The sequence below is a fragment of the Psychrobacter sp. S4(2024) genome (assembly GCF_036861305.1).
Taxonomy (GTDB): Bacteria; Pseudomonadota; Gammaproteobacteria; order Pseudomonadales; family Moraxellaceae; genus Psychrobacter; species Psychrobacter cryohalolentis.
On record NZ_JAZAQR010000002.1, the window covers coordinates 232,408 to 247,799 of the forward strand.

Genomic DNA, 15,392 nt, shown 5'->3' on the forward strand with positions numbered 1-15,392 from the left:
TTCATTGCTACATTCTAAAGACACCAAAGTTTGTCTCTTCAATCGGTGCGTTATGAGCCGTGCTAAGCGCTAATGCCAACACATTACGGGTATCAGCAGGGTCAATCACGCCATCATCCCATAAACGAGCGGTAGCATAATAAGGATGACCTTGCTCTTCATACATCTCACGAATCGGCGCTTTAAATGCCGCTTCGTCTTCATCGCTCCACGCTTCGCCTTTACGGTCAAAATTATCGCGCTTAACCGTTGCCAATACCGATGCTGCTTGCTCACCGCCCATCACAGAAATGCGTGCATTTGGCCACATCCATAGGAAGCGCGGACTATAAGCACGTCCACACATACCGTAATTACCCGCACCGAATGAGCCACCGACAATGACGGTAAATTTCGGTACTTTTGCGTTCGCAACTGCCATGACCATTTTGGCGCCATGACGAGCAATACCTTCGTTTTCGTATTTACGGCCGACCATAAAGCCGGTGATGTTTTGCAGGAATATCAACGGGATTTTACGCTTACAACACAGCTCAATGAAATGCGTGCCCTTTTGCGCCGACTCACTAAACAAGATGCCATTGTTGGCGATGATGCCAACTGGCATACCTTCGATATGAGCAAAACCACACACTAACGTCGTACCAAAGCGTGCTTTAAACTCATCAAAGGCACTGTCATCGACGATACGAGCGATGATTTCTTTGATATCAAAGGGTTTGCGCTTATCCGTTGGAATGACGCCGTATAGCTCTTTGGCATCATAGCGTGGTGGGCGCGGTTTGATTTGATTCGGAATTTGCTTGGCAGGACGATTGAGATGACTGACGATATTACGCGCAATCGATAATGCATGAGTGTCGTTCTGCGCTAAGTGATCGACCACCCCTGACAGACGCGTATGCACATCGCCACCGCCCAAATCTTCAGCGGTGACCTCTTCGCCGGTTGCTGCCTTTACGAGTGGCGGGCCACCCAAGAAGATGGTGCCTTGGTCTTTAACAATAATAGACTCATCACTCATCGCTGGTACGTATGCACCGCCCGCCGTACAGCTACCCATAACCACAGCAATCTGTGGAATGCCTGCAGCACTCATGTTGGCCTGGTTAAAAAAGATGCGACCAAAGTGCTCTTTATCAGGAAACACGTCATCTTGGTTGGGTAAGTTAGCACCGCCTGAATCCACCAAATATACGCAAGGCAAGTTGTTTTCTTGCGCGATTTCTTGCGCACGTAGGTGTTTTTTGACCGTCATTGGGTAGTAAGTGCCGCCTTTTACCGTAGCATCATTACAGACAATCATACACTCAGTGCCGTTAATGCGACCGATACCGGCAATCACGCCAGCAGCGGGAATCTCTTCGCCATACATATCATGCGCTGCCATCGGAGCGACTTCTAAAAATGGCGTGCCGACATCAAGCAAACGCTCGACACGCTCACGAGGTAGTAGCTTACCACGTGCTAGATGCTTAGCTCGCGCACGCTCTGAACCGCCTTGGACGACTTTACGCAAGTGCACATATAGGTCATCGACTACCGCTTGCATAGCGGCACTGTTTTGCTGAAATTCAGCAGCGTTTGGACTCAGTTTACTGGTTATGATAGCGCTCATGATATCCCTTTTCTTTTATACGTAAATGCGAGTAGCTTTTTATGTTATGCGAGTTATTCTAGCTGCTGTTTGTTTTAAGCGTTACTCACATGATTAATCCGTGATTTTCAGGTCTGGTTATTTCATACCTGACAAGCAAGCTTACTATAAGCCTAGCTCTTCTTTCATCTGTTCGATAATTTTATATTTTTGAATTTTGCCAGTGATGGTCATCGGGTATTCGGTCACGAAGCGATAATAGGTCGGCACTTTATAATGAGCGATATGCTCGCTACAGAACTGGCGCACTTCTTCTTCAGTCAGACAATCTGGCTCTTTAGGAATAATCCATGCAGCCAGTACTTCACCATAACGCTCATCTGGGATGCCAACGATTTGCACATCACGAATTTTTGGATGGCGATATAGATAGTTTTCAATCTCAACTGGATAAATATTTTCACCGCCGCGAATGACCATGTCTTTACTACGACCAACGATTTTGACATAGCCATCTTCATCCATGGTGGCCAAATCACCGGTATGCATCCAACCATCTTGAATGGCTTCGCGGGTTTTAAAGCGACTGCCCCAATAGCCTTTCATAACTGAATAACCACGAGTCAATAGCTCACCAGTCTCACCTAAGGGTACAATCTCGCCCGTTTCGGTATCGACGACCTTAACCTCAAGCGCAGGCTGCACCAAACCAACGGTCGATACTTGCTTCTCTAACGGCGTATGCTCATTGGTCTGGCAGGAAACGGGACTGGTCTCAGTCATGCCATAAGCAATGGTGACCTCACTCATATGCATCTTATCAATGACACGGCGCATCACTTCAATCGGACAGCTAGAGCCGGCCATGATGCCAGTACGCAAAGTCGATAAATCAAAATTTTCAAATTCAGGGTGGTCAAGCTCGGCGATAAACATCGTCGGTACGCCATGCAGACCAGTACATTTTTCTTCTTCGACTGCTTGCAGGACTGACAATGGCTCAAAACCATCGTTCGGATAGACGATACAGCCGCCATGCGTCAGAATCGCTAAGTTACCGAGCACCATACCGAAGCAATGATATAAAGGTACTGGAATACACAGTCTATCTTCCTCAGTGAGATTCATGGCCTCACCGATAAAGTAGCCGTTATTGAGGATATTGCGATGGCTTAACGTCGCACCTTTTGGCGTCCCTGTCGTGCCACTGGTAAATTGGACGTTAATAGCATCGGTGTTTTTAAGTTGCGCTTGACGTTCTGCGACACGTGGATCGTTGGCATCGCCTTCCGCCATCCAAGCAGAGAACTTCTGCATAAAACCAAACTCCTCATCAGAGTCTGGCTCATCAATCCAAATGATACGCTCAATGGTTGGAATCTCGACCAAATCAAGCTGGGTATAATCTTTATGATAAATCTCAGGACACAGCTCACGGATTAAACTGGCATAATCGCTACTTTTGAAATGGCGCATCAATACCAATGCCGAACAGCCCAATTTATTCAAGGCATATTGCAGCTCAAAGGTACGATAGGCAGGATTGATATTGACGAGGATAACGCCGACTTTCGCGGTCGCTAGTTGCATCAAAAGCCATTCAGCATTGTTGTGCGACCAGATACCGATGCGATCACCAATCTCGAGTCCCATCTCAATAATACTACTAGCCAGCTGATTGACATGCTGTTGTAGCTCACGATAAGTCCAGCGGATATTTTGATGGCGTACGACCAGTGCTTCGCGCTCAGGATATTTGGAGACAATCGCATCAAAGAAATCACCGATGGTTGCCTCAATCAGCGGCACATCAGGACCTTTATCATAGCTTTGGGTAAGTGGCGCATTTGCTGAGCGTGCACCCATATTGATGCTGGGGATATTATTTAGAATGGTATCGAAGTCAGAAACTTGAGTCATAACGAGTCCTTTCGTTTTACTTATTGTGGTGCTAATGAGTCGCCTGTCACCCATTCATTGTTCCTTGAACAGGTCTTGACGAGCGTTAGCTACTATACCGCCTTAAATCGAAGGCTGTCAATAATAGTAATACAATATGTATCATTTAATTAGTTACTAAAAATAATCGCTGAGTAAAAGATAGCATAAAAGCATGACAAATATTTGACCCAAAAAAGCCAGTTATGCATTTGCTGCATAACTGGCTTTTTGATGAGAGTTAATGTTTAAACCTATTATTATAATTAGACAACAAATTCTAGATTTAGATAATATTTAGCCCTCTAACGATTAGGCTTTAACCATTGGCGGCGCCTTAATAGTAACGGTCGCGCTGACTTCATTATTATCATTGAGTAAATTCATAATAAGCTCGTCTTCAGTTTCAGTGGTTACTTGCCAGTTGCCGTTTGCTTGCGGCACGCCCGTGGCCATCACTGAGATGGCTTTGTTTTTTAAGCGAATCATCGGTGGCTTATGCTCATAACCGCTATGCTCTAAACCTAATACATCATCAGCAATCGTTGCTGCCTGCGCACGCAGTGGCGCTACATAACGGCAGGCGACGCCATTGATAGACATACAATCACCAATCGCATAGATATTATCAGTATTGGTACGCAGCGTTGGCGCATCTACCACGATACCAGTGCGATGGTTGAACTCAACCCCAGCTGCTGTTGGCAATTTACCATCAACGGTCAAACCAGTACTGGCAATCACATGATCAACGATTAATATCTCAGATGACTGAGCATCTGCATCTTCTGCATTAGAAGCAAATGGCTCATAGCTAACTTGCAGCTTACCAATATTGTTTTCAGCTGTATTACCATCACTAATACGAACAACATCCGTTACCAGATAACCGCCCAAAAAGTTAATACCCTGTGATTTAACGGCCTCTGCAATACGAGCTGTCGCTTTTGGCGGTAGCATTTGCGATAGCGGCGCATCATTTAAATCAATTAAGGTCACCTCATGACCTGCCTTGAGCAAGTCCTCAGCAATCTCTGTCCCTACCATACCCGCACCGACAATCGCCACGTGCTGACTACCCGCTGCTAGCTTTTCTTGCAACTGCCCAAAACGCTCAATATGATTGACATGCCATACCAAATCTTGTGGCAAACTATTAGGAAAAATAGGATGAGCACCCATCGCTAAGACCAGCTTGTCATAGCTGATGGTTGCATAATTGGTATAAACAGGATCTGAGCGTAGCGCTGAGATAAGCTGTACCGTTTGCGCAGCAGCATCAATGTCCGTGACTTGCGTATTGGCAAGTAAGGTCACTTGTGCCGCTTCTGCTGCATCAGCGCCAGTCGCGCGTACCAAGTCTGATGCCTGCTTGTTTTGGCTGATTGCCATGGTAAGCATCGGCTTATGATAACGATCGCCATTGTCTGTGGTGATTAAAGTAATCGACACATCTTTGTCTTTGGCACGAATGGCATCAATGACGTGCCAGCCAGCCAAACCTGCACCAATGATGACAATACCTTTGGCGTCTGTTGCTGTAGTAATAGGAAATGTAGTTTCTGTGCTCATACTGACTCCATGATAGATGAGAGATTATATTGTTTTTATAATAGTGGCTGTTTATGATAGTTGCTGCCATTGTATCAGTAAACAGGTATTCACTCACGTAGGCGTTTATAAAGTCGCTTACAATAAAAAAAGCACCTATTAATAAGTGCTCTAAATATATCAATTCTAAATGACTGCTTTAATGATTGAGAATCTTTGATAAGAACATTTGCGCGCGGTCACTTTTCGCGCTTTCAAAAAACTCATCCTTGCTACAGTTTTCAACGATATGACCTTCATCCATAAAGATAATCCGATTGGCCACCTGACTGGCAAAGCCCATCTCATGGGTAACACACATCATCGTCATGCCCTCACGGGTTAGCTCAACCATGACATCAAGCACTTCTTGAATCATCTCAGGGTCAAGTGCTGAAGTTGGCTCATCAAAGAGCATTGCCACTGGATCCATTGCTAACGCACGTGCAATCGCGACACGCTGCTGCTGCCCACCGGACAGCTCAGCTGGATACTTTGCTGCTTGCGCCGTTAGTCCGACGCGGTCTAGATATGCCATGGCTTTTTGCTTGGCTTCCGCTTCTTTACGTCCCAATACTTTGATTTGCGCGACAGTCAGATTATCAACAATCGTCAGATGCGGGAACAGCTCAAAGTGCTGAAAGACCATACCGACACTACTACGTAATTTTGGCAAGTTGGTTTTTGGCGCGCCAACGGAGATACCGCTGACCATAATCTCGCCTTTTTGAAAAGGCTCTAACCCATTAACCGTTTTTATCAAGGTTGACTTGCCGCTGCCTGATGGACCACAAACGACGACGACATCGCCTTTATGCACATGGGCACTACAGCCAGACAATACTTGAAAATCACCATACCATTTACTCACATCACTCATTTGGATGACGATTTCATCGCTTGCATGACCAGTGTTAGTGACCAGTCCGCCAAATTCATTTATATACGTGTCAGTATTATTCATTACTGGCTCATTCATCACTGGCTCCTAACCACATTATTTTCATCATTATTAAATATAGCTCTTAACGTACAGGTTTCGATACGAATTTATTAAAGATCATTAGAATCTTAAACGCTTTTGTACTTGTTGTACGCCAATAGAGGCACTCAAACTGATAATAAAATAAACAGCGCCTGCTCCTAATATATAGGGCGTTAATAAACCCATCAGCTCACCGCGTACATAAGCGGCACGGAAAAAATCCGTCAAGCCAATCGCGAAAACCAATGTCGTATCTTGGAATAAAATAATACATTGCTGTAAAATCAGCGGTAGCATCTTGCGAAACGCCTGCGGCAAAATAATCAAGCGCATCGTTTGCCCATAGGTCATGCCAAGCGCTTTCGCAGCGTTAACCTGCCCACTGCCGATAGATTGGATACCCGCACGTACCACCTCTGAAAAATATGCCGCTTCAAACATCATAAAAGCGACTACACACGAGGTAAAGGCTGTATCGAGTTGCAGATATTTACCAGCGACCCAAAAATAAATCATCGGTACGGCAAAATAAAACCAGAGCAGCACGAGCAGCAATGGCACAGAACGGAAATAATTGACGTATAGCTTTGCAGGTATCTCAAGCGCTTTGATACCAGACAAACGCATCAAAGCCAATACCGTTCCTAAGCTGAGACCGCCTAAGATTGCTAAAAATAATACTTTTAAAGTAGTCAGCATGCCACCCATCAAACCGGGATAGGCAGTTGCAAGTTCGGTCATATTCATTTTTGACTCCCTGCAATTAGCCCAGGCACACGCAATTTACGTTCAATTAGCCCCATAATGGCAATTAAAGACAGATTAAACACCAGATAAATAATGGTCGCATAGGTATAAATCTCAAGACTGTTTTGAGTATATTCACTGATGGTTTTGGTCTGACTGATCAGCTCCATTACCCCAACCAAAGACGCAACTGAGGCGTTTTTAAAGCAGTTGGTCAGCTCTGAGCTCAGTGGCGGTAAGATAATCCGAAACGCTTGTGGCAGCAGTACTTCTTTATAGGCTTGCGGGATACTAAAGCCAAGCGCGTAGGCAGCATTGATCTGCCCTTGAGGTAGTGACTCGATACCAGTACGTACTTGTTCAACAATACGAGCTGCGGTAAATAAACCAAGACCGATACTGGCTGACAGCATGGCTGAGGTATTGGGAGACAAGTCTTTATACCACCACTCTTGTATGGATGGGGTGAGCCAACCTGGAGCTATATAAAACCAGAAAAATAATTGTACCAATAAAGGGATATTGCGGAAAAACGTCACATAAGCAGTACCGATAGCACGTGCGCCTTTATTCGGCAAGGTACGCATGATGCCAAAAATAGTACCAACCACCATGGCGATTGCCCATGCAATACTGCCAATCAATAACAACCAGCCAAGACCAGTAATCATCCAATGGATATACAGCTCGCTACCGATACCGGTCTGCTCAAACAGCACACCCCAGTTCCAGCTATAATTCATAATTGTCTCTCCGAGCAACGGTTAAAAAGCCCACGCTTTCAGACTGCTATCAAACTATTTGACAAACAATCTGAACGCGTAAGCATGCTATGTTGAGGGACAAGAAGCGTTATTGCGCAGTCGCTACTTTTGGCTGATCGCTATCATGTGGATTGGCAATCAACGCTTTTAAGTTATCTGACATCTCAAACTTTAGATTGACATTTTTTGGTGGAATTGGATTTAAGAACCATTTGTCATAGATGCTATTGATCTCGCCTGACTTAAAGACATTGGCTAGTGCTTCATCGACCACGGCTTTAAATTCTGGATCGTCTTTACGCATCATACAACCATAAATCTCAAACGATTGTGGCTCACCAACAATGACCCATTCATCGGGATTTTTGGCTTTGGCTTTTTCGCCTGCTAGCAATACATCATCCATCATAAAGGCATCGGCACGACCATTCTCTAGCATCAAGAAACCTTCGCCATGGTCTTTTGCTGAGATGACATTGATATTCATCTTTTTATCGTCGTTGTATTCACGAATATAACGCTCTGAAGTTGTACCTGCAGTCGTGACTAAGGTTTTACCCTTTAAATCATCGAAACCTTGGATACCTGAATCTTTTTTGGTCAATAAACGCGTACCGATTTCAAAGAAGCCGTTAGAGAAAGCGACTTGTTTCTGACGCTCTTCATTATTGGTTGTTGAACCACACTCAAAATCTACTGTACCATTTTGTACTAATGGGATGCGTGTTTGTGAGGTAATAAGGTTATAGCGGATTTTTAGATCTGGCATATTGAGCTTTTGTTTGACAGCTTCTACCACTTTCATCTCTAAATCATGAGCATAGCCGATCGGCTGATTTGGATCATCAGCGATGTATGAGAACGGAATGGAAGAGTCACGGTGACCGACGACGATGGTGCCTGATTCTTTAATTTTATCTAAGGTGCCGTTGGTGTTTGCCGTCGCCTCAGTGGTTGCTCCATCTGCTGGCGTCGCCTCATTGCTGGTTTGGCTATTGTTGTTACAGCCTGCTAGAGCTAGTGCCATAAAGGCAACTAACGTTAATGGTTTATATATAGAGGTAGAAAGAAAGTAAGTCATGAGATATGTCCTTTTATCACATTGCCACAAGATTGGAATAACATTTAAGTGCGATAGAAACCGTAGAAAAACGCTATAAATTTGCGTTTATGGGTTCTATTGCTATGCATCCGTGCTGTTGCTGTTGTTTATCACTATGCAACTTAATGTTACTGTACAACAAATTGACTGACGAGGGTAAACTTTTTTTACTCAGCTGACTATTTTTGGTTTTTAATTTATCTAAGATAATAATCCCTAAATAAAACAAGCTCTAACGTCATTAATGTAGGTACGTATTTGATAAAGCTAATAGAGAAATTCATTTTTTATCAACGGCATTTCTTACGTCAACAATCTACTATAGTCAGTCCTAAATAAAAGAAATACAAAAATTATAAGGTGCTACTAGTATCAATTTTTCTTGCTGACTGTGCCTACGCAGAAAGAAGCTGCGAATAATTAAACCCAATAGCACTGTATTTTTTTAAAAGTGTATCTACTATAGATACGATTGATAAATCCGCATCTATCCCCATAAAGCTAGCAACTTCTTAATCTTATAAATGACCTATGACCCAAGATACCCAAACTCCGAATGCCCCTGAACAAAATACTGATCTGATGCAAGATAACGACATTCGCCAACGCTTTTTTATTGAAGACTCTCCGGTGCGCGGTGATGTGGTGCGCCTATCGCGTAGCTATGCGACGACCATTGCGCAAAAGCCTTATCCTGAAGCACTAAAACGCTTACTCGGTGAGATGTTGACGGCTGCAAGTTTGCTGATTGGTACTGTTAAAATCAATGGTCGCTTGTCGATTCAATTGCAATCATCAGATAGCGATAGTTTGCTGAATTGGGCGATGGCTGAATGTGATCAAAACGGTATTATCCGCGCTCTTGCCAGCTGGAAAGATGATACTGACGAGCACGTACAAGCGTGGAATAATATGCTGCATGCTAAAGAAGCGTTTGCTGAACTGGGCGCTACTGGTCAAGGCGTATTATTTATCAATATCCAACCGGATGGCGGCGAGCCATATCAAGGTATTGTTGAACGTAGCCATGACAATTTGGCAGATTGTTTGGCGCATTATCAAAAGCAATCGGCACAGATTCCAACGCTGATTAATTTGGCATCTGATGGTTTACAAGCTGGTGGCATCTTGGTGCAAATGCTGCCACGTACCGCTCAAGAAACCTACGAAGTTGAGCAAAATGAAGATGCTGGTATTGATGATGACTTGTGGACACGCTTGTCTGTATTGACACGCACGCTAAAATCGGAAGAATTGACCACGCTTGATACCAATGAGATTTTGTATCGCTTATATCATGAAGAAAAAGTCGTTGCTCCTGAGCCTATCTCGCTATCGTTTGGTTGTACGTGTTCACGTGAAAAGTGTGAAATGGCAATCGAGCAAATCGGCGAAACAGAAGCATTGGATATCGTTGCAGAGCAAAACGGTACCTTTGAGATGGATTGCGGATTCTGCGGTGAGATTTATAAATTTAATGAAGACGATGTGGCAGCGATTTTTGCTGAGTAGTCTTTTATCTCATTGATTTAAGTATAGTCAATTCCAAATAAAACAGATACGTTATATTCCAACGCAGTACTGGTATAAATTTTTCTGGCGTGCTGTGCCTACGCCGACAGAGGCTGCGTAAAATTCATCTCAGTCCTACTGTATCGTTTTAATACTGAATTCACTATAGTCAGTCATAAAAAAACCCTCAAGTATGATGCTTGAGGGTTTTTAGCATTAGTCTGATTATTTTGTATCTCTTATTCTAAACCTCATAGGTTTCTGGATAAGAATAAATACGCGGGTTCAGCGCATACTTTGCTTCATGTGCATCGCCTAATCTATCATCCAAGAGCCAAGCAATGATTTGCTGATGTACTCTATCGCTGTAGATTAAGTTCATATGGTTTATCCCATAAAAAATAGCTTTGTGCCCCTCTGGCACTACCAGCGTATGCTCTTCGGTATGCTCACCCAGTGCTGACTCTACCGAAACCAGCCCATCGCCCAATAAACTTGTGGTCTTAAATTCAAAATGGGTCTCGACCATCACTGCTGCTACCAGATAGGTATTCACATGCAATGGCAAGTGAGTAGGATGACGAAAATCTGCTGGTAGCACACTACGCCCCTCTAACGCTTGCCAGTCGGCATCTCGAATACTACCGTAACGCAGATCAATGATACCCGCACTGCGCATATCACCAAGCTTTGCTAATGACCCAGCAAAGGGCAATTTAGCTATTTTATCTTGGACAAAATGCCCAATCTGCTCCAAACTTGCGCCATGATGCGGTGACCCTAAAGTCACCAGATTGCTCACCCTTTTGACCCAGCTAAAACCTTGTTCTTTGCCATAAAACAGCGCGCTACGGCTTACCAAACCGCCCATACTATGACCGACCAAATCAATCTGGGTGATGTCTGGGTTATTCTCAACCAAATCTTGCAACACTTGAGCAAAGCTACGTCCATTACTTGAGATACGTCGACCTGTATTATAGTTTAAGTACAAGACAGTCGATGATGGCAAGCTATACATGAGCACTTTTGCCAGATTATTCTCACCAGATACTTTCCAGCTTAAGTGGCTTAAACAAAGTCCATGGCATAGAATAATAACGCGCCCTGACAATACAGCGCTTTGCACCCGATTATTGGTATCATACAGCACCATCGATACTGCTAATGGATTTTGATGCGTAATCAGATGATCACCCATCACTCCGTTTAGGATATTGACCATGCGCCGCAAGTTCTTTGGTAATAGTCTCACCTTTTTGGGTTTTAAAACAGTATTATAAAGGTGCAGACCTGAGGCTAAATTATTACCAATCAGCTGCACAGCCTGACGTACCGTACCATAAATGCGCCCCGTGATACCCTGTTGCCAGCGCTCGACATTTCCTTTATTAAACCGCCCTAAAGGACGCAGTAATATCTCACGATGGATGGCTTCTACAATGTCAGTCACCTCGACCACACCCATAGTCGCAAGCTGTGCCAATCCTTCAAAAAAACCAACCAATGAGAGCGGTTGATACGGTTGAACATCACTATGATTCACGCTTTTTTCAGTCAGCTCATCCACATAGATATAGTCAAGCTTATCCAGTTCCTCATATACATCGCCTTGAAATCCTATATCGATAGCAGATTGCTCATCAGAAGGATGCCGAGTCGTTGCAAATAAATCATGGATAGTTTCTAAAGGTTTTGGACTGAGCATAATGTTGACATATCAAACAGTTAAAGGAATTTTCCATACTATCCTGTAATGGTCATAAACAGAAGAGAATGATTTAACTATCAAGTATCTTTATTGTCAAAAAGCCATGTAATTATTCAATATCAAAAATTGCACACTAGTAACTACCGCCTAAAACACAAAAATCCCAAAGCCATGACTTAGGATTTTTATGTTTGTTAAGACGCATCATTACTAATGCAAATGTTTAACTAGACAAATGACTCTGCCAGTATGACATCACCATCTTCGCGAGTAATCATGACGGTGGCTGAGCGTGGTGTACTACCTCCAGCAATAGCGCCCCACGTATTACCCGGATGCTGAATATTAATAAATAAGGTTTTAAAGTCTGGGGCCATCGTAATACCTGTGACTTCACAGCCCTCCGGACCGACGAAGAAACGTTTGATATTGTCATTAGTGGCAGGCATGCCGACTCGGGTTTGTTGCCCCGCTGACGTAGTAGTGAGGGTTCCATCGCTGACATTGCCCGGTAGCGCTGCTAGCAACATACAGCTGCTGGTATCGGTATAAGCACCGTCATCTGTTTGAATCCATAAGACGCCACGTGGATCAAAGTATAAGCCGTCGGGGGAAGAAAAGTCATTATTGTCATTTAATTGTGATAAGTTTTCTGCTGATAAATCACTCGGCGCAGCAAATAAATAAATATCCCATTCAAAACTGGTTGCCGCATGATCGCCCCCTGCTTCTGCCCAGCGAATAATATGACCATTATCATTACCACGCACTTTGCCGCCAGTATTATAGCTGCGCGGATTGGGCGCTGAAAGTGGCTGATCATCACGTACACCACGATATTTATTATTGGTCAATGTCACATATACATCGCCCGTTATAGGACTGACCGACACCCACTCTGGTCGATCCATTTTGGTGGCACCGACCACATCTGCTGCTGCACGAGCAAAGACCAACACCTCATCTTGTCCATGAAAAGGCAAGACCGTATTGGAGACATCCAGTCCATTTTGACCGTGAATCAACGCTTTCCATTCACCGCGGCCATTTTCATTAAAGATGGCAACATAGAGCGTGCCCTCATTCAAATACTTGTCACCTGCTTTTAATCCACCGCCGATATCAGCATTTGACCATGTGGCTTTGGAGACGAACTTATAGATATATTCGCCTCGAGCATCGTCACCCATATAAAAGACCACCGGTTTGCCTTGTTCAACAGGGGCATAGGCACAATTTTCATGAGCAAAACGCCCTAGTGCCGTGCGCTTTTGCGGCATGGAATTTTGATCAAAAGGATCAATTTCGGTGATATAGCCAAAGGTATTAAAGCCATTTCTATAATCGTCAGCGGCGCTAGCACTAGCGGCGGTCATATCCCAGCGTGAAAACTCATCGCTTATCTTGGCATCTTTAGCATCAGGGGTATGCCATAAATATTCCCAACCAGGGAAGTTTTCCGTTGCCCCGTAGCGTTCGCGACCGTAATTTTGTCCTGCGCTCAGCTGGCTGGCATCTTGCCCACGGGCAAATACCCCTAAAAAGTTCTCTTCGGTGGTCAGATAAGTGCCCCAAGGTGACAAACCTGCACCGCAGTTATTATTGATGCCGCGAGTCTGAAAACCTGTCGGATCAAACTTAGTCTTGACCAAATCAGAGCCAGCAACGGGTCCTGTCAACTGCGCTGTACTACTACTCGTGAGACGGCGATTATATTTCGAATCAGCCACCATCTCATAGCCCATGCCATCAGCGCGGCGTTTCATCTCGACCACCGCCACTCCATGACAATTAACCTCACGGCGCACGTCGCTAGCAAGTCGACGATTTTGAAAGATGGGTGCGGCGTTGTTATCTTGGATCACATGATAGCCAAAAGGGCTTAGCTCACTACTGTTTACATACTCATGATTCATCACCAGTAGCCCATTCTCTGCCGCTTTGGCATCATATGCGCCGCCCTTTTTGCCAAAAAACCACATACCATCATGGTTGTCACCCATGCGCCATTCGAACGACTCAGCCGACTGCTCTCGATTGTCTTTCCAGTCATCAATACCAGATATTAGCGGCGTGCCAAGTGGTAATATCATCTCGGCTTTATAGCCTGCTGCCACGCTCATCGTTTCGGCAGTTGAATGCGCCACTGCGGTAAACTTCAAAGTTTCGGGACGTTTGAGATCACCTTGTGCAGGAACAGCAGCATCATTGCCATTATTTTTGGCAGGAATACTATCATCGTCATCGCTACAACCGACTAAAGGTAGCGCGCCAAAAAACGCCGCCGCTGTTAATCCTGTGCCACCTTTTAAGATACTACGCCGATTTAAACGACGACTAATAATGGTTTGAAAATCGATATTGTTGGTCGGATTAGAATCTTCAACGACTTCATGGGCAAGTGGTTGTTTGTTATTCAATAATGTCATTATCAGTCACCTTGCTGTTAGGCTGGATTGGCATGAGAGAGTTGATTACAGTCTTGTAATTGCAATCACCAAAATACGAATTATGCCTAAGTCTACTGAGTGTTTATGACAGTACGTTGAAAACCAAATGCCAATTTGATAGTAATGTGACGATAGCCTCATGACAAATGGCTATTACCCCTGATAAACCAAAAAAATCCCAAGTGTGAACTTGGGATTTTTTGATAGCGTTAATGCATGTAAAAACTTATATGATACTGCTGCGATAAGAAATTATCGAACTTGCACCTGCCATTCATGAGTGCCAAGCTTGAATGTTAGCGTATCATCTGCTTGCAATATACCAACGCCGCTCGGCGTACCAGTCATAATCACATTGCCTGCTTGTAAGCTAAAGGCATGGCTAATCTCTGCCAGTAACTCATATACTGGAAATAGCATCAAGGCAGTATCACCATCTTGCTTCAGCTCGTCATTGATATAGAGCTGATATTCGACATGGCGAAAATCACCAAACGCTTGCGGATCAATCCAATCGGCAAGCACACAAGCACCATCGAAACATTTAGCACGCTCCCATGGATGACCTTTTTCTTTGAGCTTACTTTGCAAGTCACGTAGGGTCAAATCAAGCCCCAAAGTCACGCCACCTATCGCTTGCTTTGCTTGTTCAATCGTTGCTGCCGATAAGTCGGCTGCCAGCTGAATACACAGCTCTGCTTCATAATGAGTGTCGCCATATAGCACTGGATTTGGACGGACAATATCATTGTGCACACTGACCACGGACGATGCTGGCTTCATGAATAAGATAGGCGATTTTGGTATCTCATTGCCAAGCTCACGCGCGTGTTCTGCATAGTTACGGCCAACGCAAATGACCTTGCCGATGGATGCTCGTACGCTATCGTTAACAGTGGCAATACTCGCGTCATCCTTTACGCTGGCAGCAATTGTATCGACTAAGGATATAGATGGTGATTGGCTCATACTAGGCGCTCACAGCAAATGATTGAT

The 15,392-nt window shown here is 44.3% G+C and carries 11 protein-coding genes; 1 reads left to right on the top strand and 10 read right to left on the bottom strand.

Translation table 11 applies throughout. The annotated features are described in order from the left end of the window. Positions 1 to 7: 7 nt before the first annotated feature. The 7 genes from VLA57_RS05915 to VLA57_RS05945 form a co-directional block, all read right to left on the bottom strand. Entirely contained in the window at positions 8 to 1,618 is a 1,611-nt protein-coding gene (locus VLA57_RS05915; protein ID WP_333954561.1) for a carboxyl transferase domain-containing protein, read from the bottom strand. A 144-nt stretch (positions 1,619 to 1,762) separates the two neighbouring features. After that, positions 1,763 to 3,517, bottom strand: a complete 1,755-nt coding sequence (locus tag VLA57_RS05920) for an AMP-binding protein (protein ID WP_333954562.1) — start codon at positions 3,515 to 3,517, stop codon at positions 1,763 to 1,765. A gap of 330 nt (positions 3,518 to 3,847) precedes the next feature. Then, positions 3,848 to 5,107, bottom strand: coding sequence for an NAD(P)/FAD-dependent oxidoreductase (locus VLA57_RS05925; RefSeq protein ID WP_333954563.1), 1,260 nt, complete (start codon positions 5,105 to 5,107; stop codon positions 3,848 to 3,850). Between the two features lie 178 nt (positions 5,108 to 5,285). Next, on the bottom strand, positions 5,286 to 6,005 hold the full coding sequence (locus VLA57_RS05930; RefSeq protein WP_041753349.1) for an amino acid ABC transporter ATP-binding protein: 720 nt from the start codon (positions 6,003 to 6,005) through the stop codon (positions 5,286 to 5,288). Between the two features lie 183 nt (positions 6,006 to 6,188). Beyond that, on the bottom strand, positions 6,189 to 6,857 hold the full coding sequence (locus tag VLA57_RS05935; RefSeq protein WP_011512706.1) for an ABC transporter permease subunit: 669 nt from the start codon (positions 6,855 to 6,857) through the stop codon (positions 6,189 to 6,191). After that, positions 6,854 to 7,600, bottom strand: coding sequence for an amino acid ABC transporter permease (locus tag VLA57_RS05940; protein ID WP_011512705.1), 747 nt, complete (start codon positions 7,598 to 7,600; stop codon positions 6,854 to 6,856). The genes VLA57_RS05935 and VLA57_RS05940 overlap by 4 nt, the downstream gene beginning before the upstream one ends. A 109-nt stretch (positions 7,601 to 7,709) precedes the next feature. Beyond that, the gene (locus tag VLA57_RS05945) at positions 7,710 to 8,702 is read right to left on the bottom strand and encodes a glutamate/aspartate ABC transporter substrate-binding protein (RefSeq protein WP_333954566.1); all 993 of its coding nucleotides are present in this window, start codon (positions 8,700 to 8,702) and stop codon (positions 7,710 to 7,712) included. A 552-nt stretch (positions 8,703 to 9,254) separates the two neighbouring features. On the opposite strand from VLA57_RS05945, the gene hslO reads away from it, so the two are divergent. Next, positions 9,255 to 10,235 (top strand): Hsp33 family molecular chaperone HslO, encoded by a 981-nt coding sequence (hslO, locus tag VLA57_RS05950; RefSeq protein WP_333954567.1) that lies wholly within the window; start codon positions 9,255 to 9,257, stop codon positions 10,233 to 10,235. Between the two features lie 244 nt (positions 10,236 to 10,479). Here the strand turns inward: hslO and VLA57_RS05955 are convergent, their stop codons facing one another. The 3 genes from VLA57_RS05955 to VLA57_RS05965 all read right to left on the bottom strand — a co-directional run bounded on the left by VLA57_RS05955 (position 10,480) and on the right by VLA57_RS05965 (position 15,365). Then, entirely contained in the window at positions 10,480 to 11,943 is a 1,464-nt protein-coding gene (locus VLA57_RS05955) for an alpha/beta fold hydrolase (protein WP_333954568.1), read from the bottom strand. A 230-nt stretch (positions 11,944 to 12,173) separates the two neighbouring features. Then, a complete protein-coding gene (locus VLA57_RS05960; RefSeq protein WP_333954569.1) occupies positions 12,174 to 14,375 on the bottom strand; it encodes a PhoX family protein in 2,202 nt (733 codons plus the stop codon). Between the two features lie 273 nt (positions 14,376 to 14,648). Beyond that, positions 14,649 to 15,365, bottom strand: coding sequence for a fumarylacetoacetate hydrolase family protein (locus VLA57_RS05965; RefSeq protein WP_333954570.1), 717 nt, complete (start codon positions 15,363 to 15,365; stop codon positions 14,649 to 14,651). Positions 15,366 to 15,392 lie beyond the last annotated feature (27 nt).

Excerpts from the sequence above, each read along its gene's own strand:
- VLA57_RS05915 (WP_333954561.1), bottom strand. The coding sequence starts at position 1,618 with ATGAGCGCTATCATAACCAGTAAACTGAGTCCAAACGCTGCTGAATTT.
- VLA57_RS05920 (WP_333954562.1), bottom strand. The coding sequence starts at position 3,517 with ATGACTCAAGTTTCTGACTTCGATACCATTCTAAATAATATCCCCAGC.
- VLA57_RS05925 (WP_333954563.1), bottom strand. The coding sequence starts at position 5,107 with ATGAGCACAGAAACTACATTTCCTATTACTACAGCAACAGACGCCAAA.
- VLA57_RS05930 (WP_041753349.1), bottom strand. The coding sequence starts at position 6,005 with ATGAGTGATGTGAGTAAATGGTATGGTGATTTTCAAGTATTGTCTGGC.
- VLA57_RS05935 (WP_011512706.1), bottom strand. The coding sequence starts at position 6,857 with ATGAATATGACCGAACTTGCAACTGCCTATCCCGGTTTGATGGGTGGC.
- VLA57_RS05940 (WP_011512705.1), bottom strand. The coding sequence starts at position 7,600 with ATGAATTATAGCTGGAACTGGGGTGTGCTGTTTGAGCAGACCGGTATC.
- VLA57_RS05945 (WP_333954566.1), bottom strand. The coding sequence starts at position 8,702 with ATGACTTACTTTCTTTCTACCTCTATATATAAACCATTAACGTTAGTT.
- hslO (WP_333954567.1), top strand. The coding sequence starts at position 9,255 with ATGACCCAAGATACCCAAACTCCGAATGCCCCTGAACAAAATACTGAT.
- VLA57_RS05955 (WP_333954568.1), bottom strand. The coding sequence starts at position 11,943 with ATGCTCAGTCCAAAACCTTTAGAAACTATCCATGATTTATTTGCAACG.
- VLA57_RS05960 (WP_333954569.1), bottom strand. The coding sequence starts at position 14,375 with ATGACATTATTGAATAACAAACAACCACTTGCCCATGAAGTCGTTGAA.
- VLA57_RS05965 (WP_333954570.1), bottom strand. The coding sequence starts at position 15,365 with ATGAGCCAATCACCATCTATATCCTTAGTCGATACAATTGCTGCCAGC.